Source organism: Photobacterium atrarenae (assembly GCF_024380015.1).
Lineage (GTDB): Bacteria > Pseudomonadota > Gammaproteobacteria > Enterobacterales > Vibrionaceae > Photobacterium > Photobacterium atrarenae.
Window position 1 is genome coordinate 652,176 of record NZ_CP101509.1, and the last position, 18,603, is coordinate 670,778.

14 protein-coding genes and 1 tRNA gene are annotated in these 18,603 nt (G+C 50.1%); 5 read left to right on the plus strand and 10 right to left on the minus strand.

All coding sequences use genetic code 11. The features are described from left to right. Window positions 1-54 precede the first annotated feature (54 nt). Both NNL38_RS19095 and NNL38_RS19100 read left to right on the plus strand, forming a co-directional pair. Window positions 55-483, plus strand: a complete 429-nt coding sequence (locus NNL38_RS19095; RefSeq protein ID WP_255392029.1) for a hypothetical protein — start codon at window positions 55-57, stop codon at window positions 481-483. Window positions 484-590: 107 nt separating this feature from the next. After that, on the plus strand, window positions 591-1,085 hold the full coding sequence (locus tag NNL38_RS19100) for a copper chaperone PCu(A)C (protein WP_255392030.1): 495 nt from the start codon (window positions 591-593) through the stop codon (window positions 1,083-1,085). Window positions 1,086-1,186: 101 nt separating this feature from the next. Here NNL38_RS19100 and NNL38_RS19105 read toward each other — a convergent pair whose 3' ends face one another. Next, the gene (locus NNL38_RS19105; protein ID WP_255392031.1) at window positions 1,187-1,414 is read right to left on the minus strand and encodes a hypothetical protein; all 228 of its coding nucleotides are present in this window, start codon (window positions 1,412-1,414) and stop codon (window positions 1,187-1,189) included. Window positions 1,415-1,644: 230 nt separating this feature from the next. Here NNL38_RS19105 and NNL38_RS19110 point away from each other — a divergent pair, with 230 nt between their 5' ends. Then, window positions 1,645-2,532 carry a helix-turn-helix domain-containing protein gene (locus NNL38_RS19110; RefSeq protein ID WP_255392033.1) on the plus strand — a complete coding sequence of 296 codons (888 nt, stop codon included), beginning with the start codon at window positions 1,645-1,647 and terminating at the stop codon, window positions 2,530-2,532. A gap of 80 nt (window positions 2,533-2,612) precedes the next feature. Continuing rightward, entirely contained in the window at window positions 2,613-3,203 is a 591-nt protein-coding gene (locus NNL38_RS19115) for a GNAT family N-acetyltransferase (RefSeq protein ID WP_255392034.1), read from the plus strand. A gap of 116 nt (window positions 3,204-3,319) precedes the next feature. On the opposite strand, the gene NNL38_RS19120 is transcribed toward NNL38_RS19115, so the two are convergent. The 8 genes from NNL38_RS19120 to ocd form a co-directional block, all read right to left on the minus strand. Then, on the minus strand, window positions 3,320-6,145 hold the full coding sequence (locus NNL38_RS19120; RefSeq protein WP_255392035.1) for a hypothetical protein: 2,826 nt from the start codon (window positions 6,143-6,145) through the stop codon (window positions 3,320-3,322). Window positions 6,146-6,237: 92 nt separating this feature from the next. Next, window positions 6,238-6,726, minus strand: coding sequence for a GNAT family N-acetyltransferase (locus NNL38_RS19125; protein WP_255392036.1), 489 nt, complete (start codon window positions 6,724-6,726; stop codon window positions 6,238-6,240). Window positions 6,727-6,828: 102 nt separating this feature from the next. Further along, a complete protein-coding gene (locus tag NNL38_RS19130) occupies window positions 6,829-7,890 on the minus strand; it encodes a TfuA-like protein (protein ID WP_255392037.1) in 1,062 nt (353 codons plus the stop codon). Continuing rightward, the gene (locus tag NNL38_RS19135) at window positions 7,887-9,110 is read right to left on the minus strand and encodes a YcaO-like family protein (RefSeq protein ID WP_255392038.1); all 1,224 of its coding nucleotides are present in this window, start codon (window positions 9,108-9,110) and stop codon (window positions 7,887-7,889) included. The genes NNL38_RS19130 and NNL38_RS19135 overlap by 4 nt, the downstream gene beginning before the upstream one ends. A gap of 21 nt (window positions 9,111-9,131) precedes the next feature. Next, the gene (locus NNL38_RS19140; protein ID WP_255392039.1) at window positions 9,132-9,956 is read right to left on the minus strand and encodes a hypothetical protein; all 825 of its coding nucleotides are present in this window, start codon (window positions 9,954-9,956) and stop codon (window positions 9,132-9,134) included. A gap of 20 nt (window positions 9,957-9,976) precedes the next feature. Then, on the minus strand, window positions 9,977-14,017 hold the full coding sequence (locus NNL38_RS19145; RefSeq protein ID WP_255392040.1) for a protein kinase domain-containing protein: 4,041 nt from the start codon (window positions 14,015-14,017) through the stop codon (window positions 9,977-9,979). An 823-nt stretch (window positions 14,018-14,840) separates the two neighbouring features. Further along, window positions 14,841-16,295, minus strand: coding sequence for a Na+/H+ antiporter NhaC (gene nhaC / locus NNL38_RS19150; protein WP_255392041.1), 1,455 nt, complete (start codon window positions 16,293-16,295; stop codon window positions 14,841-14,843). A 324-nt stretch (window positions 16,296-16,619) separates the two neighbouring features. Then, complete coding sequence (gene ocd, locus NNL38_RS19155; protein ID WP_255392042.1) at window positions 16,620-17,666, minus strand: ornithine cyclodeaminase; 1,047 nt, start codon at window positions 17,664-17,666, stop codon at window positions 16,620-16,622. A gap of 155 nt (window positions 17,667-17,821) precedes the next feature. Between ocd and NNL38_RS19160 the strand changes: the two genes are divergently transcribed. After that, window positions 17,822-18,274 carry an Lrp/AsnC family transcriptional regulator gene (locus NNL38_RS19160; protein WP_255392043.1) on the plus strand — a complete coding sequence of 151 codons (453 nt, stop codon included), beginning with the start codon at window positions 17,822-17,824 and terminating at the stop codon, window positions 18,272-18,274. A 237-nt stretch (window positions 18,275-18,511) separates the two neighbouring features. Here NNL38_RS19160 and NNL38_RS19165 read toward each other — a convergent pair. After that, a tRNA-Ser gene (locus NNL38_RS19165) sits at window positions 18,512-18,602 on the minus strand. Between the last annotated feature and the right edge of the window lies 1 nt (window position 18,603).

Sequence of the window (18,603 nt, forward strand, 5' to 3'; positions counted from 1 at the left end):
GCGCTCTTTCAGTTACTTACTCTCAAGTTCATGCAGAAGCTCAGTCGGAACAGGATGGTGCAGCAAGGGGTCATTGCCCTGACCCTGTTGTCGATCCTGTTAACCCAGTTTCTGTCGGCCATCGTGGTCCTCAATCCGGCACATTACCAGGGGAATGGTAACTGGCTGACCGGTGAGAAGGTGCTGATCTGCACCAGCGAAGGCCTGAAGTGGGTTGCCGTCAGTGAGCTTCGGATTCAAAACTCACAAGAAGCCACTGCCAACGAGACGCCGCACGCCCTCAAGTTTCATTGCCCGATCCTCAAGCTGCCGCCAGTCCTTGAACACGCGCCGCTGGCGGCCGGATTTTTCCTGCTTGCCCTGCTGTTTTGTTTTTACCCGGTTCGACTGTTCAACTGCAACCGGGTCCTTGAGCGGATCTATTTCAACTACGCACCCAAACACTCTCCCCCCGTTCGGCATCATCACCACTTGATGGTCTAAACAATTGAAAATAATGATGTCTAAAGCCAAGTCCAGACTTGGCAATATGGGAACCACACTGCCCCGGGAGAGCCATCGACAACCCCCGTGGCAGCAAGGAGAAAATAATGAAAAAACTAATCAACCTTTTTTTGGGAAGTACGCTTTTGCTGAGCACACTGGCCAATGCGCACGATTACCAAGGCGGCAATCTGCACATTGACCACCCGTGGTCGAAACAGGTGCCGCCGACATCCAAGGTTGCTGCAGCATTCTTTGATATCCAAAACCATGGCCACGAAGCCGATACACTGATCAAAGCCGAATCCCCGATTGCCGGTAAAACCGAGCTGCATGCCCATATCCACGAAGACGGGATGATGAAAATGCGTGAAGTGGAAAGCATTGACGTTCCGGCGCAGGGAACCCGCACGCTGAAGCCGGGCAGCTATCACATCATGTTCTTCGAGCTGAAGCAGGTTCCGGCGCTGGGCGATCGCTTCCCGCTGACCCTGTATTTTGCCAAAGCCGGCAAAGTAGACGTGGAAGTGGCGGTTGAAGAAGCAACGTTTCAGCCGAAACAGCAAAACAACAAGCACGCTATGGATCATAGCGGCCACTAATTTCCGCCAAACATCCGACAAAGCAGTTCAAAGCCGTTTGAATTTTCAAGCGGCTTTTTTAATCGACTCAATCATGCTTGCGGATAGTGCCACTCTCATGACTACAACCGGTTGATTTCATTGTTAAGCTGATAGCCGCTGTCGGTCACGATTTTCTCCAGCACCTCAACCCGTTCCTTCAACGCCTTCATTTCTTGTTTCATCTCACCCAATGACCGGGTTTGGTGCTCACTTTCCAGCGCCTTAATTTTAAGTTGATGATCCAGATAGCGTTTAAACATGATTGAAATAAACACAATGGCGACAATAATGATGCCTGTCCAGGCCATAACCTGCTCCTTCTCCGTATGATATTGCATTGATATGCTGCTATCTAACCATGTTCACAGCGACCATATCCTGGATATAACAATCATTTTTGAACCATATCACTGAAAATTCCTCAACTGAAACGGTATAAACAGGCAGCGGCGGATCATATTCGTCAGCTGCCTTGGGGATTTTTGAATCCATGTGAAATAATACAATCGCTTTTTTGCCTGGCTTATCGACAGCGCTTATGAACACCTGGAAACACCCACCCGCCAACCCGGCACTGGCTCCCCTCATCGACAGCTACTGGCTGCTGGAATATTGCCACGATGATGCGGATCGGCCCCAGCCCCTGCTGATCCCCAATCCCAGCTGTCACCTGATCCTGACCCCGCCTGCAGAGATACACCATTACCAGCTGCCCGGACAAGATGGGGGGCAGGACAGTACGGTTGTCGGACCGCATCTGCTGACGCCTTTCACCCAGGCGCTAACAATCCGGGACAATCCGCAAGTGTTACGGCTCGGCGTCAAGTTTCAGCCCGGGGCGCAATACCGGCTCATGGGCCTGAACGGCAAAGCGCAAACCAACCAGATCATCGGCCAACCGGCGACGAAATATCCTGCGCTGGATGCGCTGATCCAACCCGAAACACTCAGCGAACTACTCAGCCAGCGGGATCATCCCGAAGCAGTGGTCGCTGAGCTGGATCGCCATTTCACCGCCCTGCTAACGGGCTCACCCGATGACAGACACAGTCGGCTGGTACAACAGGCGCTGCGACTGCTGGTGCCAACAATCGATCATAGGGATGAGTCTCGCCCCAGTTGCGAATTGGCGCAGATGCTCGGGTGCTCACAACGCACTTTGGAAAGAGCCTTTATCCGGGTCACCGGACTGACGATGAAACAATATCTGATGATGCAACGGCTCGATGAGCTGTTTCTCTATCTGTACCGGCATCCGGACCACCCCCCTGACTGGACCGATATTGCTGCCCGCTTCGGCTTTAGCGATCAGCCGCACCTGAGCCGCCAGCTCAGGCGAGCCATCGGCGCCACACCCGGGCACTACTTGGATGCGCGAAACCTGATCATCGATATTTATGGCGATTTTGGGATAGAGGACGAGTGACCTGCCGCTTTTGTTCAATCCAGCAAGCCGCGTTCGCGCTAAGATGGCCCTATCACCTGAACAAAGAAGTAAAAAAAGCTATGGATTATTCACGCCTGCAACAAGGACTCCCCTGTCTGTTTGACGACACCATCACCATTCAGCTCATCCGCCAGAGTGATTTAGCTGAGATCATCGACATGCTGAGCAACCCCAAGGTCTACCAATACCTGTTCTTCGCCCCGGCACCGACCGAAGTTTACGAGGGCTTCTTTGCCCCAATTATTGAAAATACCCGCGATGCGATCGCCCGGGAGCAATGGCCGGAGCACCCGACATTTATCCTGCGCGATCAGAACAATCAGTTTATGGGCATGCTTGGCATCACCCGGGTGATGATGCTAACGGGCAATTTTGAGGTCGGTTACCAGCTGCCGGAGCATGCCTGGCGCCGGGGTATCGCCACCCGGGGATGCCAGCTAATGACCCAAATTGCCTTTGAACAACTCGCCGCGCACAAGGTCTGCGCCGATTGCTACGGCAACAACATCGGCTCAGCCCGGGTACTGATCAAAAACGGCTTTACTGAGGAAGGGCGTCAAGTGGGCTATTACCAGGTCGGGCAGGGTTTTGATGACCGCGTGCTGTTCGGCATGACCCGCGCCCAGTTTGCGGCCCGGCAGGGTGCATAAATAAACCAATTTCAGATTCCTGCTGGCCGCCAGGAAGCTGAAACGAAAGAACCCGCCAGTGGCTGCTGGCGGGTTCTTTTGGTTAAACAACCGATTACGCTTGCGTACAATTCCCGTTAAAAGCGGCTCACGATGGAGAAATACCACTTATCTTCGCCCAAGTCGCTGTCCAGCCCGTGAGCATAGCCGAGGGTGACCGGCAAAGTCAGCTGATAACCAAGTTTAGCTTCTAGCGTGAGTTCGGCACCCACACCGGTCAGTTGCTTCTTGCTGCTGCCGCTGTCCCAGGCCGCGCCTGAATCAACAAACAGATTGCCGGAGAGATCGCCCAAGCCCACCGGATACAGCGACCAGTTGCGTTCAACCCGGGCCAGCCAGGTTTCCAACGTCAGACGCTGAGTCGCGTAGTGATGACCCACCTGCACGCTGTCGTCATATCCACGCAGCGCCTGGGTATCCCGGCCGAACAAATAGGCTTCTTCGAACAGATCCTGACCGCCGAGCCGGAAGCGCTTGGCCTCATCATCAGCATAGCCTGCCGCCAGCCGGGCGGTTAAGGTGGTGCGTCCCGGCAAATCCCAGGTCCCCTGCCACTGTGCCTGATACTTCTGGCCTTCAAAGTCGCTGTCGAGCAAGTCATTGGTTTCCGCCACCAGATCCAGATAGTGGCCCCAGCCCACACCGGGAACATTGAGATAAGCCTCACGGTTATCAAAGGTCAGCGCCAGGCCGGTCAGGGTTTCATTGCTGTCGCGGAACCGCCCGGCAAAGTCCGGCTGGGAAACCAGCTTCTCTTTGTCCAGCACCACTCCGGCATGCAGGCTAAGCTGATCTTCAAACGCATTGGCCAGATGGTCGCGTTGCAGCAACAGCTCATCATCACGGGTGATCCGGTCATCACTGCGTGCGCCCTGGGTCAACTCATCAAAATCGTGGCTACGACTGTAAGAGAGCAACCAACGGTTGTCATACTGATAAGTTACATTGAGATCACCCAGCTCATTATCGACATCCCACGCCGCCAGCACCTGATAGGTATGGCGGCCCAGCGCATCCGAACCGAACGTCTGCGCCCCGAACAGGGTTTTCATATCATCAATCACCACCACCGGCAGCCAGTTTCGCGGACGTAGGGTTGACCAGGGGGAATAATCACTAACCTCACTCTTGGTGGCCGGCGCACTCACTGCCGGCGGATAGTTATACCGCCCTTGCTGCGTCTCCATCGCAAACTCAGACAGCGCAGCCGGTGCCGTTAAGTATCGCAGCTGATAGCCGTCCGACGTGTAAGCCTGATAGACCAGACCATGTCCGGGCTGCCACACCGGCCGGAACGCCCCGCCCACTTCTCGGGTCCATTGCGAGACCTGACCGCTGTCCGGTGTCAGCACATAGATATTGAAAACCCCGTCGTAATCGGCGCTGAACATCACCCGGCCGTCCGGCAGATAGCGCGGACTATTCTCGGCGGCCCGGGTATCGGTCAGCGCTTCCCAGCGTCGCGTGGTCAGATCGAAGCGTTCCAGGTTCCAGCCCTGCAACGGCCGTTTCACCGCCGCCACCAGCGCACGGCCATCCGGTGAGATATCAAAAGCGCCCAGCACAGTCTCCGGCTCACCGCGCCAAATCCTGCTTGGTTGTGGGGACGATGCTTCTGCATTGAGCAACCACAGCTCGCTGATCCCGGCCACTTTGCGGCTGGCGATCAGCTGTTCACCGTCCGGCAACCAGTGCATCTCTCGAAAGCGCTGGCGTTCGGTCAGTTGCTGCCAGCTGTCATCCCGATATAAAAACAAATCGTTATAGCTTCTGCCATCGGCATAATCGATCCGCCGGGAGGCCAGTAATCCGCCCTGCGGATGGGCATCTAAAGCAGTGATTTGCGAGCGGGCCGTCAGCGCCTGCCAGTCGCCCTCTGGCGTGGTATGCAGCATAATCTCAGGCCGGTCGTCACCATTGTTACGATTGACGAGCAGCCCGTTGTCGCTGGCGGTGACCACCTGCAGGAAAGGCGTCAATTGCAGATCCCGTCCGGTAACGGCCTGCTGCCTGAGCTGAGCCAGCTGCGGCGAAAACTGCGTTTTCATCTGCTGCTGAAAGTCTTGCCACAGGGTGTCGAAACTCACCCCGAACGAAGTCCGGGCGGTGCGATTGAGCAAGAAATAAGGGATTAACTGACGGCTGTAATACTGCAGAAAATGCTGCACTTTCTGCTCACCATAGGTTTGATTGAGATACTCAACGAAATAAGCGCCATAGAGATATTGATAGCCAAGTGGCCATTCTCGATCCGCTACCACAACCTGATCTAAGTCTTTCAGCTCACCACCCGCCACTTCCATCCGCATTTTCATCGCATACTGACTGCTTTGCAGGCGACCGTAGCCTAAGGTTTCATTGGTCTCGAGATACACAGCCAGCCCTTCCAGCAGCATAGACGGCGTCAGCGCATGGGGGAACAACAACCCCTGACGGCCGAAAATATTCTGCAGGATTTCCGGCGCCCCTTCTGCCATCTCCATATGCATCACATGAGCGTATTCATGGCGGATTAGCATATGCAGCCATTCATCACCAGTTGCCAGATCGCCGCCGTCTTCCGGCGGGCTCATGAACAGACGCATCTGCGCAAACGGCAGCGGTGTTGCCCAGCCATTGGAGACATCAAAATCATCGACCATCACAATTTCAGTGCGCTCACCCGGCGCGGTCTGAAAATACGGCAGTTGATCCTGTCGGACCTGCTCGGCAATATCGAGAACTTTGGCAGCGCTTTGCTGATGCCCATCGACAAAATGGACGGTGAAATGTTCAGATTGCTGACTGTACCACTGCGTGCCCGGCGTATCCCAGGCCACCGGCTGCGCATTGACCGCCCCGGAAACCAGCCCTGCGGTGATGAAACATCCTAGCAGTGTTCGTTGAAATCTCTTCCCTAACATGTGTATTGAACCCTGATTGGTCATAGACACAGGTTACCAAGGTTTGCAGATAAAAACATCGTTTTATATCAACATGCTGCACCATACAGGCATCATACTCTGTCAGAAAATTCCCGCCGGAAAAAATCTGTCGTAGCATGTTTTGGATTTGGCTTGAAATAACGCCAGCCCCAGCGCTGATAGTACTTCACCGCCCGTGTGTTGGTGCGACTCACTGACAGCAAAACCCCTTCGCATCCCTGTCGTTTCAGGGTTTCTGCGATAAAGGCTTGCGCCATATCCGCAATACCCTGCCCGCGGCACGCAGGGATCAGATAAATCAGGTGGACATAGCCGTACCCGGCCACTTCCGAAAACGCCCGAAATTCCAGTTGACCAATAATCTGCGCCCCCTGCCAAATATGAATATAAAACCAGTCGGGGTGAGCCAGCCGCTGCTTCATTCGTGCTTGATAACCAATCACCGACTGGGCATACCCATCATCAGTGCCAAAGCTACACACGTAGGAATCCCGCCTGAAGTCATAGCACGTTTGAAAGTCACGCGAGATATCTATGGGCCGAAAAATAATATCCGTCATTCGCTCAATCCATCACAAACTTGGGGATAAAAGCCAGGCAGGTCGCCCGAAACGTCAAAGTGAACTCACACCTATTCGTGTGCCGTGTCCATATTGACCACTTCAGAGGTGACTATCGGCCTGCGCACGCTGAACCTGATCGACATAGGCCATCAATAACGCTTCGCACTCAATCCACTGATCAAACTGTTCGACCTTCATATTCAGCAAATGGATACGATAACTGATTTGCTCAAAATCAGGCTGGCCGTCTTCTTTTACACAATGCCATTGTCCGGCGACTTTCATAAATGCAGGGCGAATCCACGGCTGACCGTTCAGCCCCAGCAGTTTTGCGTGCGCCAGAGCATCACTTTTAAGCTTGGCTGACTGTTCAAATGCCGGACTCAGCAAAACTGCCGGATCCAAACCCGCAACTCCTTGAAACTGTTGCTCTCGCTCGACGTCAGTCACCAGGGTTTGCCACGCATCATTTTCACAGAATTGATAATCGACCTGTTTGGCCGCGAGTGTCGGTAAGTCAAGCGCCGCTAACGTCTGAACAAGTTCCAATGCATCCTGATGCTTGAGTGAGACGGTCCTCTCGTTGAAGAAAGCATGTAAAGTTTCGAGCTGACAAGCAGATAACACGGACTCGGCAAATTGTTCAAGTGCCGATAAGGTACGATAGGGATACCAGAGTGCCTTCAGTTGCCTCTCAATGTCATCTGCTTGTGATCGGGACAGCAATTCATGGGCACAGGCACGTTGCAGATCATCACGCAAATCGACCATCGCTCTGGAAACCGGCTGGTAGTTCAGATGTTCCGGCGCATGAATCAATGCCACTTCATCATCATCTTCCAGCGCCCCGGAAGTATACTGCCGGTAAATTTTTCCGATACCGACCATGCCGAAAACATCCAGCTCTGCGGCTCTCAATGCGCCCATGCTTGAACTGCCGTACACATGAATGCCCAACGACATGGCATAGAGGATCTCTTTATGCCAAACCGCGGGGATCCGCTCAAAAAAGCCGTCTATCAGGGCAATCACCTGTGGCTTATCCTGCGTGGCTAAATAGATATCCCCCTGTTTAGCCGGAGGCCTGACGTCGGCATCGGGCAGGATCGCTGTGATCTGCTCCGCTGAGATCGAAGGGCCGGCAAAAATAATCAGACTCATACGGTTGCCCCCCGATATAGTTTGGCTAAATCTTGCCCGCGTTTCCCGAACTGATACCCCGGCACTTCATGTAGCCCTTCCAGGCCGGGCGCAACCACACGCACCACGGGAATGTTAAATTCAGGTTTCGTTAAATCAACAACAACCGGCTCGGGCAAACCATGCTGCGCCAGTTGCGCGCAGAGTAACTGCAAATCCGCAGCAAACGTATCGTTATCCCAGCTTTCGCGCTGATGAAAATCGACATAAGCGGGGGCTGCCATCAATTCATCCCGAATCGATCGTTGCTGGTCCAGCCGCTGACGGGATTCATACTTGCTGACACTGACATCATCGCGTGAGCCAGAGATCAGGGTGAGCCGGGTTTGGACCGCTTCTGTGATCGCGCGCATCAAGGCAACACGCTTATCCGAATGGGTACCGGAGCCGGCCATGGCATACAGGGGACGGTGCGGGCTTTCCTGGGCATTGATGATCAGGCAGATATACGTTGGGGTTCCGATATCAGACGTGGCATCCCAGACACTGGCCATGACGTCAGCCTGATGGATTTGCTGAAGCAATGCCTGAACCGTCGGATCAGACACTGTCGACAAATCTACTTTTCTCATGGCCTGCACTTCTGTAGGGAGCAGCGACCATAAAGCCATGGCATCACGCTCAATTAATTCACAAAGCGCATGACAGGTCGCCTCTTCAAGGGTATTTCCTGAAGCCAGCCCATTGGTACTGAGCTGAAAACAACCGCTTCCCGGCGGCAGCGGCAGGGTGAAGTCACAATGCACCAGATCATACGGCACAAACTGAAACGCGCCGGAATTGAGCTGACGCCCTTCGATCCAGAGTCGGCGTGAATCCGGGCAAAAGGGCTGTACATCCACCTTCGGCAATCGGTCAACATCAACCACAGCATGATGCAACGCCAACTCCCGGTAACTGATAAACCGAACCGGCAGGTTGATATGCTCGGCATGATAGGTTTCGATGGCTTCCATTGCAGCAGAAGCCTTGGCCGCTGCCAGCGATACCCCTTTCCCCTGTGATACGGCAACGGCTTTGGCATTGGGACGGCAAGCCGTCACTACCGGGATCCCGATATCATCAAGCCCTGTGACGTTTGCAAGCCGGGTGATCCCCATTGCACCAAAGAACGGACGAATCCGTTCTAAGGTTTGCTCGGGGTTGGCAGTACGGTGCGTGCCAATCCGATAAGACTTCATTGACAACTTCCTTTGTCGAACTTACTTACTCTGATTGGTTTTATCCTGAAACGTTTGCAGGTTCGCAATATAGCAGGCTGCACCCACCGGCGAATACGGCCTGATAATATCGATATCGATCGGATTTAATGCGCCTGACTGGACTCGGGTATCCCCGTAGTAGTGCTTCAGGTGGTTCTTCGTATTCGCGATGTCATCCACGATGTCATCTACGGAGTACGCTTTGAAACGTGGGGCATCGGCCTTGTATTCGCAATCGTCCAGCTCGCTCGCTGAAATATAGCTGACGCAATAGCTATAAAACTCATCCACGGTGCGTGATTGGTCTGGGTTCTGGTAGAAAGCGATGTATAGGTTGTCGTTTTCCGGTACTTGTTTCAATTGGTCTAACTTGTCTTCGGGCACCAGATGGTAACCACCTTGAATCGTCGCTCGCTCATGCTGTACCGGTTGATCCGGTGCAAGGCTGTTCACTCCTAAAGGCCGGAACATCTCGAGCCGGTTGAGCGTGATTCGACGTAAATCCAGAAAATACCCGGTTTCAGGTTTCTCTTTCATCTGAGAGACAATGGCTTGATTCCGATGCTCATTTTCTGACAGATTCCACTCAATCACTTTGGTGACGGTTGGCCCGGACAGATTAAACGGATATTTCCCATCTTGCTCGAGGAAAAACCGTTGAATATCACCTTCAACAGGGACCGACTCAATAATACGGGATGGAGCCGTATAAAAATCATAGGGCAGGTACGCTATCTTTCCATTCGGACGCAAGATAAAAACATCGCTAATGGATTCCATGATTCCCTGGTGATCCAATTTATTTTCGCCTTGATTGTTTGACATTATTCTTTCCTTTGTTTGGTTTAGATAAAACGCTGTGTCCTTGCGATATCAATTAAATCAGAAATACCAATTTTTTGGCAATCCTCTTCTGTCTCTGACAATCTAATAAGACATTTATCAATTTCCGGCGTCAGTTTAGCTTGACTCTCATCAAGAAGGTTTTTGGCAAGATTTGGAACCTGATGAAGGTATTTATGTGCAAACATTTCATCAACCTGACAAAGCGCAATGGCATGCAGATGTGATAACCATAAGAATGGGAATGGATAGCGAGAAATTAATCCGCCCCATTTTTCCAGACATTGATCCAGCTCATCAATCGATTGTTGAAAGTTATTTTCTGAATAGGAACTCCAGGACAAATTTGCCAAAGCCGCAGCAACATAATCATCCATGGTTGTCTCTTCTGCCAATTGCAGCGAGCGGGACGCGAACTCTCGGGTCCGCTTCACATTTCCAATAAGCCTGTAAGCGACAGTTAAATAGGTACAACATCGGGTCTGTAACACTCTGTCCTGATATGTCTCAGCCAGCGCGAGTGCCGCCATCAGATACTCTTGTGCCGACTGACTCTCCTGAATGTGGCAATAACAAAATCCCAGTACAAAAAGGGCGTTTGCATGAATGAGCTGGTCGCCACACTGTTCAGACGCATACAGTGCCTTTTTAGCGACATCAAGCTCGGTTTCGCCCAGAATATATCGTTTATCCCGTAGATATAAATGCAAAACATTATCGTAGTATTTCGCCAGTTGCCTGTGATCAGCGATCTCCAGCGCGACGGGCTCGACTTCGGATAAAATGTGCTGCATGTTTTCCGGATTACTCAGCCAGTAATGGACATATAGCTCTGCACTTTTCAATTCCAGCCAGGTTTTCCACCAAGGCGATGGCGTTGGGATCGAGGCATGCTCACATAGCGAAAGAGATTGTTGCGCAGCACTATAGTACTCTAACGCCTGCTCATGATGGTGGACCACTTCAAACGTTTTGCCTAATGCCAGTTGGGTTTCCGCAAGCATTTGATAATCCCGTGTCTGATGTAGCATCGCGATCAGCTTCGCAAGTGGTTCACGGGCATTGATATGCTGACCATTACGGATCAGATTCGCGGTGTAGCCTTCCAATATTCGTTGGTATAACTCATTCCGCTCCGGATCTGCTTCGTATTCGCCGCAAAGCGTCAAAGCGTCTTGATACAATTGGATCGCATCATCAACAGCATAAATCGCAGAGGCTTTGCTTGCCGCACTTTCATACCACCAGCTCGCTTTAAAAGCCTGACCGGCGTTTTGGAAATGCTGCGCGATTTGGTGGCTCGCAAACCGATCCGGCTGCGGGGTGATGCTCATCAAGGTTTCAGCCACCAGTTCATGCAATTCTTCCCGCGTTTTCCAATGGATACTGTCGTAACTTATCTCCCAAACCAAAGCATGTTTAAATAGATAGCTGTCACCATCGACTTTTCGCTGTTGAATAATGATTTGACTTTCAATCATTTCTTCCAAGTCATGTTGAATTTGTAAATCACTCAGCGGCGATGCCTCAATCAGCAAATGATAATCAAACTCCCGACCGATGGTTGCCGCGAGTTGCAACGTATCTTTCGCATAGTTCAGCCCATCGACTTTGTTTTGAATCGACTCTCGTAGTGTTAATGGTATCGTGTTGATCCGCTCTTGATCCACAAACCGAACTTGCCCCTGATCAACATGCGTGATCTGGTGGCGTTTCAACATAAATACCAACTCTTCAATAAATAGAGGAATACCATCCGTGCGTGATAGCAGAACATTCATCACGTCATGAGAAACGGACACTCCATCGAACAGTGCAACAATGAATTCAGATGTTTCAGATAACGGAAGTTGCTGTAATACAATCGAGCTAAACAGATTGTTTTTCAATATATCGGGAAGCGACTGACGAGATGTGGTGATCACCTTGCTGCCACATGTTATATTTTGAGCATTCAGAAATCCGATAAACTCAAGCGTAATTGAATCCGCCCAATGAATATCCTCAAAAATATACACCACCTCTTGTGGACACGTTTGTGACAGAAGATAAAGCAATCCTTCAAACAACAGTGATTTTTGTATGGCCGGATCTAAACTAGATAGTGCTTCTTTTTCAGAGCATTCGATATTCAGCCATGCTAAAAGGATGGTTTTTATTTCATTGGCAGGACCAATGAAAGATCCTTTACTCATCAATTCAGACAGTTGCCTGGCCGGTGCGACGGCACTTTTCAACAGTACGTGCTTAATCAGCGTTAAAACCGGATACAACGCATTGGATTGATACTCAGGCAAGCATTGAAAGATCAACTGAGCGCGTTTCAGCTCCAGTTGACGGAACTCCTGAATAAACCGGGTTTTACCGATGCCGGCTTCACCATAAATATGAATCACATTTTTTGTGCTGTCATCAATGAACGCTCGCAACTGTTTCAGCTCGTGCGCGCGACCAATCAAATGCTGTTGATTACGCACACCACGAAGAAATCCAAACGCTTCCAGAACCCGTTCCGACTTGAGTTCAAAACACCCCTCATTTTCAGATGAAACCAAGGGGGACTTTTCCAACTGATAAAACGGCTTTAACAGGATTTCGCTATCTCCGGAGCAAAGAATACTCCTATCCCTCGCTAATCGCGATAAATCGCTCACAATATGATTTGCAAATCCATCAGGAACCTGATTGTTCCGAACCCAGTACAAATCACTGTGAATCGCCAGATGAAACCTGAATCGGCACCCATAGTGATGTTGAAGATGGGACTGTTGCTTGTTGGCCAGGCTGATAATTTCCAACGCAGTCCGCGCGGCAAACCGCGCATCATTATCGCTTGCTACCGGATAACCGAAATAGAGCAGGGTTAAATCACTCAGATTACCGACATGAAAGGCGCCATAACGTCTGGCGATATCAACACACTGATTCCGCGTGGCATTGAAAACCGTCTCCACAACATCAGCCTGTGAGGAATTAGGATCAACTCCCCTGGCCACAATTCGTAGGGCTAATGCCGTTATCTGTTTCTTTTGAGTGGATACCGTTTTAAAAACCGGTAAATAGTCGGAATCATCCTGACGTAATGCTATCGTTTGATCGTCATGCTGCACCTTGTCTTGCCCGGATTTGGGCTGTATCGCCCCGACGAGATTACTAACCACCATCTTGTCCAGCTGACGGAACACATCTTGCGCTGTAACCACCCGATCGCTGACACGTTTTTGCAACACCCGCCGTAATAGCTCTCCCAGCGGATGAGATAATAATGCCTGAGGAATCGGGATGGGCACATCGCTCAGTTGTTGGTAATAGATTTCCGCAATCCCCGCTCCGCTCACTGCGGGCTCCCCCGTCAGGCACTCCAGGAAGACCAAGCCCCACATATACAGATCAGAGCTGAAGGTGACCAGCTCCCCTCGTAATTGTTCAGGAGTGCAGTAAGTCGGCGTGCCTAATGTTTCCTGGTTTAATGTGAGTGTTTGATAGTCATCTGTTCTTTGGCTGAATGTCTGCGTGCTAATGCCAAAATCGAGCAACTTCACATGGGACTTGGCACCAGTCTGGGAGAGAATGATGTTTGACGGTTTAATATCGCGGTGAATAATCCCGTATTGATGAGCATGAACCAGCGCATCGAGCACCTGCAACATCAATGTATGTGCGTGCTCGATATCCAGTGCACCATAAGACTTCAGATACTCGCTGAGCGAGATCCCTTCTACATATTCAAAAACGCTATAAACACTGTGTGTGGTTATGCTCCCTTTATCGAGCAAGCGGACGATATTCGGATGATTAAACTTACTGACAAATTGGCTCTCCCGTTCAAACCGGGCGATTTCTCGCTGCCTTTTCTTCTCATCCAACTTTGGGTCCAAGTGCAGAAACTTAATTGCGACACTTTGACCTGTTTTTTTATATTCCGCTTTATAGACAGAGCCAAAGCCACCCTCTCCGATTTTATGGCTAAGCTCATAGCCCATCGCTGACATTTCGTTCTTAATTTCGTTGGAATACAGCATTCTTTTAGGTGCTAATTGCACTAAGTGACTCGTTTTATTGATTCAATAGTGCACGCTCATGATCCTGATGCTCTGCTTGTTGGAGCGAACATCCCCCTTTTCTTGTCGGAGTACAGGTCGGTTTATGTTCGATCTCATCCTGTTAATATTTCACTCAATGCACCTATACCCAACGCAATCATATGCATAATGTGTTTATGATAGCAATTGCCCATATCTAATATTGTTACCGGGCACAGATTCTTTGGGTACGTCGTGACAAGCAACGTCTCCAGGACATGTCTTCATTTGGTCTACTGCGAATCCCTCCCGTAACCTATGCCATCATCGCCACATTACAACCTTGACCATCCATCAACAGGAAGCTTTATCCTGCCAGAGAAACAAGTTAGAAATTATCATGGGATCTTGCAATCAAGCGCCTGAAAACGGCAGCAAACAAGTATGTCTATTAGTTTAAGATAACTGCCAGCACGAAAAGCCTCGTCTTGCTCCGTGTACCCGAGGTCACAGCGAAGCCCAAATGACGGCTGACCTAAATAGAAAATTGCAGCAATGCATAGTCGCTGTTTACAGAAGGTACTGCTGGCTGATTATAAAGGAGGGGGCGAGTAGGAAATGAATGCTTATACGCTCAACCTGGGTAAGCTGCATTGTGTAATAGCTTGTCCTGATCCCAGACAATTCTTGGACGTTTAAGCAATATGCTATTCCTGTCATGCCAACAAGAGATAATAATTACGCCGTGGATACATAAAAATAAGATGAGCAATCCATTCCATGAATTGCTCATCAATTTTATGACCTAAAGAAAACTATTATTTATCTGGTGTAGCTATCAGTGTCAGATATTAGTTTGTTGCCTTTGCGGATCAACACCATCGTGTTCTTCAATGTGACTATGCGTTTCGTCATTGGTATTTTGCAGCTTAACGATGGAAAAACCGGTCAACGCAAAGATGATGGAGATCATGGGAACCACAAAGTTGAGTATTGCATAGGGAGCGTACTCAACGGCACCAACCCCAAGAGTTGCCAGAATAAAGACGCCGCAGGTATTCCAAGGAATAAAGACGGAAGTCAGGGTCCCGCCATCTTCCAGTGCCCGGGACAGATTCTTAGAGTGCAGTCCCTTTTCCTGATAAGTACTGGCAAACATTCTGGCGGGCACGACGACAGAGATATACTGCTCCGAACAGCTTGCGTTGGTCAGGAAGCAGGAAGAAATGGTGGTCGGGATCAGGCTTTTTGCCGACTTGGACGAGCTGATTATTTTTTCAACGATAGATTTCAGCATACCGGTGTTTTCCAGTATCCCTCCCAGAGTCATAGCGACAATAGTCATGGAGACCGTATACATCATGGACTCCAAGCCGCCCCGATTGAACAGACCGTCGACCATGTCGTTACCGGTGTCAATGCTGAAGCCGGTTTGCAGTGCTTTCACCGCTTCCGCCACAGAGCCACCCTGAATGAAAATCTGGCTCAGAAAACCCAGCAAAATACCCGCGAATAAGGCCGGCAGAGCTGGTACCTTCCGGGTGACCAGAAAAATCACGAAGACTGGGATCAACAATAGCCAGGGAGAAATGACAAAGTTGTCCCGCAATATGGCCATAGTCGTGCTGATTTGTTCAAACTCGGCGTCGCCGGCAGAGAAGCTCTGACCCAGGTACCAGTATACGGTTAAGGCGATCAGCAGTCCGGGTACGGTGGTGTAGAGCATATGTTTAATATGCTCAAAAAGATCGGTACCGGTTAGTCCCGCGGCCAGGTTGGTGGTATCGGACAGGGGAGACATCTTGTCCCCAAAATAGGCACCGGATATCACGGCACCGGCAACCATGGGGGCGGGGATACCCATGCTGATACCAATACCCATGCCAGCCACACCGATGGTGCCCATGGTGGACCACGAACTACCGATGGCAATAGACACTACGGCACAGATCAGAGTAATGGAAACAAGAAACAGAGATGGAGAAAGTATTTGCAACCCGTAGTAAATCATGCTGGCGACAACGCCACCACCAATCCAAGCGCCAATGGCAATACCAACCAGCAGGATAATTACGACGGCGGGGAGAGCCAGTTTGATGCCACTATAGATACTATCTTCTATGTGCTGCCACTTATAGCCATGAATCCAGGCGACCAGCGCTGCGGTCATGGTGCCAAATACAAGAGGTATATGTGGGCTACCTTCAAATATGACAATGGTTACCAGCATGGCACCGACCATCAGGATGATCGGCAGAATTGCCATGGTGAAGGGTATTTTTGGAGTATCGTTGTTCATAATCCCTCTTACTCTTAATTATTGAGTATAAATTTCACAAACAATTGAATCAAATTGTTAAAATAGTTAAATCCATGTGAACAAACAGGATTATTACACAACATTTAGAAGCTGTCTTGTTTTCGTTAAAAAAACAGCACCGATATTATTTTCTTGAGATATGCGTTCTTAAGATTTTATAAATTTATCTGATGAGATCGTTAATTAATAATAAAGTTAAATGGACCCAAGGAATAATCCCAGGGCCCACTTGTACTTAATATCTAATAGTGAGGTCAAAGCTGACTTAAGTTTTCGTGACCAGCTTAAAATGCTTTATTTTTCTTAGATAGCCTGCATTAATTCAGCGTTCTCATCCTGATATAACAATGCATAAAGATCTTTTGAGTTATCTGGTTGCGGAACCAAATCGATTAACTCACCCAAATTGTTTTGTTGAGAAATATCAAGTAGCAAACGCAGCGCTGAGTAATCTTCTAATGCAAAACCGACCGAATCAAAGATTGTAATTTCCTCATCGGACGTTCTTCCTGGCTTAGTACCACTCAGTACTTCCCAAAACTCGGTCACCTGATACTCAGCCGGCAGTTGCTGAATATCACCCTCAATACGGCTTTGAGGCTCAAACTCAACAAAAATTCTGCCTTGTGTCAGAACATCCATGTGAAGCTCGGTTTTTCCGGGGCAGTCTCCCCCCACAGCGTTGATATGCACCCCGGGTGCCACCATGTCCGGGGTCAAAATGGTCGCTAAACGTTTGTCTGCGGTAACAGTCGTGATGATATCAACATTCTTGACCGCTTCTTTCGCCGAATCACAGATGGTGATGGTCAGACCTTCCACTTTACGAAGGTTACGCTTGAGTTTTTCACTTGCCAGCGGATCAACGTCAAAGCAGCGTATTTCTTCGATCCCCAGCAGTTTATGGAAAGCCAACGCCTGAAACTCGCTTTGGGAGCCATTGCCAATCAGGGCCATGGTACGGGAGTTTTTTCTGGCCAGTTTTTTTGCGACCATCACCGAGGTGGCGGCTGTGCGCAGGGCCGTGGTCAGCGTCAGCTCGGAAAGCAGAACCGGATAACCGGTATCGACATCAGCCAGCACACCAAATGCCATGACCGTCAGCATACCTTTCTCGGTGTTGGCTGGATGACCATTCACATATTTGAAAGAATATTGCTGAGCATCTGCAACTGGCATCAGCTCAATTACGCCGATGTCGCTGTGAGCTGCCAATCTGGCGGATTTGTCAAAATCTTTCCAGCGAAGGAAGTCCTGCTCGATAAACGTCACTAGTTTTTCCATGAACTTATCGGCACCTACAGAACCTACATGCCGGCTAAGGCAATCAACATCAATAAATCGAGTCATCCTTTCCTCACAACAAGTACGTTTTTGATGACGTCATTATCGTGGGTGACAATGCTAAATAATAGATACAAAATGTAGCCAGATTGATAATTCATTTATCATTATGATAACCTTTTATACCAGTTTGATATATTCAGGAAGAAAAAGGAAGATACATGGATTCTATCGACCACATAGACCGCCAGCTGATAGGTCACCTGAGAATGAATGCTCGCCAGCCCGTGGCCTGGTTAGCAAAGGCCGTTGGCGTTTCCCGTGCCACCATTCAGAACCGTATGAGTCGGCTGGAGAAGCGGGGAATCATCAATGGCTATACCGCGCTGGTTTCAAGTGGTGCCAATGAACAACTCGCGATGGTCAGGGCGTTAATGAGCATTGATCTGGAAGGGGATGCGTCCAGAAAGGTACGAACAGAGCTGATGAGTGAGCCCTGCGTGTGCGCCATTCACTCAACGAACGGGCGTTGGGATATGGTATTGGAGTTGCAAGCACGCTCGCTGGAAGAATTTGACGGTGTGCTGGGCCGGATCAGAGAGATTAACGGTATTTCTACCTCGGAAACCAGCATATTGCTGTCGTCTCACCGCATCGGCAATCAGCACATATGATATGTGACACACTTGCTCTCTCGGTCAATCCGCAGCGACTAAGTGCGTCATCACTGCTCTATCCTCGGTGTCCATTCCAACACCGGCAAGACGAATTCGTCCCCGGCTGGCAACGTTGTCTCGCTTCGCTCGGCTGAAGACTCGCCGTCCGCCCCGCTAGGGTTCTTCACCCTATCTCTTTCTTTGCCAATTCACCAAAAACGAAAAACCCCAGCACTGTGGCTGGGGTTTCGAACATGGCGGAGAGATAGGGATTTGAACCCTAGATACGCTACAAACGTATGCCGGTTTTCAAGACCGGTGCTTTCAACCACTCAGCCATCTCTCCG

Coding starts and splice junctions, on each gene's coding strand:
- NNL38_RS19115 (WP_255392034.1), top strand. CDS start 2,613: ATGGATTATTCACGCCTGCAACAAGGACTCCCCTGTCTGTTTGACGAC.
- NNL38_RS19125 (WP_255392036.1), bottom strand. CDS start 6,726: ATGACGGATATTATTTTTCGGCCCATAGATATCTCGCGTGACTTTCAA.
- ocd (WP_255392042.1), bottom strand. CDS start 17,666: ATGACTCGATTTATTGATGTTGATTGCCTTAGCCGGCATGTAGGTTCT.
- NNL38_RS19160 (WP_255392043.1), top strand. CDS start 17,822: ATGGATTCTATCGACCACATAGACCGCCAGCTGATAGGTCACCTGAGA.
- NNL38_RS19120 (WP_255392035.1), bottom strand. CDS start 6,145: ATGTTAGGGAAGAGATTTCAACGAACACTGCTAGGATGTTTCATCACC.
- NNL38_RS19140 (WP_255392039.1), bottom strand. CDS start 9,956: ATGTCAAACAATCAAGGCGAAAATAAATTGGATCACCAGGGAATCATG.
- NNL38_RS19135 (WP_255392038.1), bottom strand. CDS start 9,110: ATGAAGTCTTATCGGATTGGCACGCACCGTACTGCCAACCCCGAGCAA.
- NNL38_RS19110 (WP_255392033.1), top strand. CDS start 1,645: ATGAACACCTGGAAACACCCACCCGCCAACCCGGCACTGGCTCCCCTC.
- NNL38_RS19130 (WP_255392037.1), bottom strand. CDS start 7,890: ATGAGTCTGATTATTTTTGCCGGCCCTTCGATCTCAGCGGAGCAGATC.
- NNL38_RS19105 (WP_255392031.1), bottom strand. CDS start 1,414: ATGGCCTGGACAGGCATCATTATTGTCGCCATTGTGTTTATTTCAATC.
- nhaC (WP_255392041.1), bottom strand. CDS start 16,295: ATGAACAACGATACTCCAAAAATACCCTTCACCATGGCAATTCTGCCG.
- NNL38_RS19095 (WP_255392029.1), top strand. CDS start 55: ATGGTGCAGCAAGGGGTCATTGCCCTGACCCTGTTGTCGATCCTGTTA.
- NNL38_RS19100 (WP_255392030.1), top strand. CDS start 591: ATGAAAAAACTAATCAACCTTTTTTTGGGAAGTACGCTTTTGCTGAGC.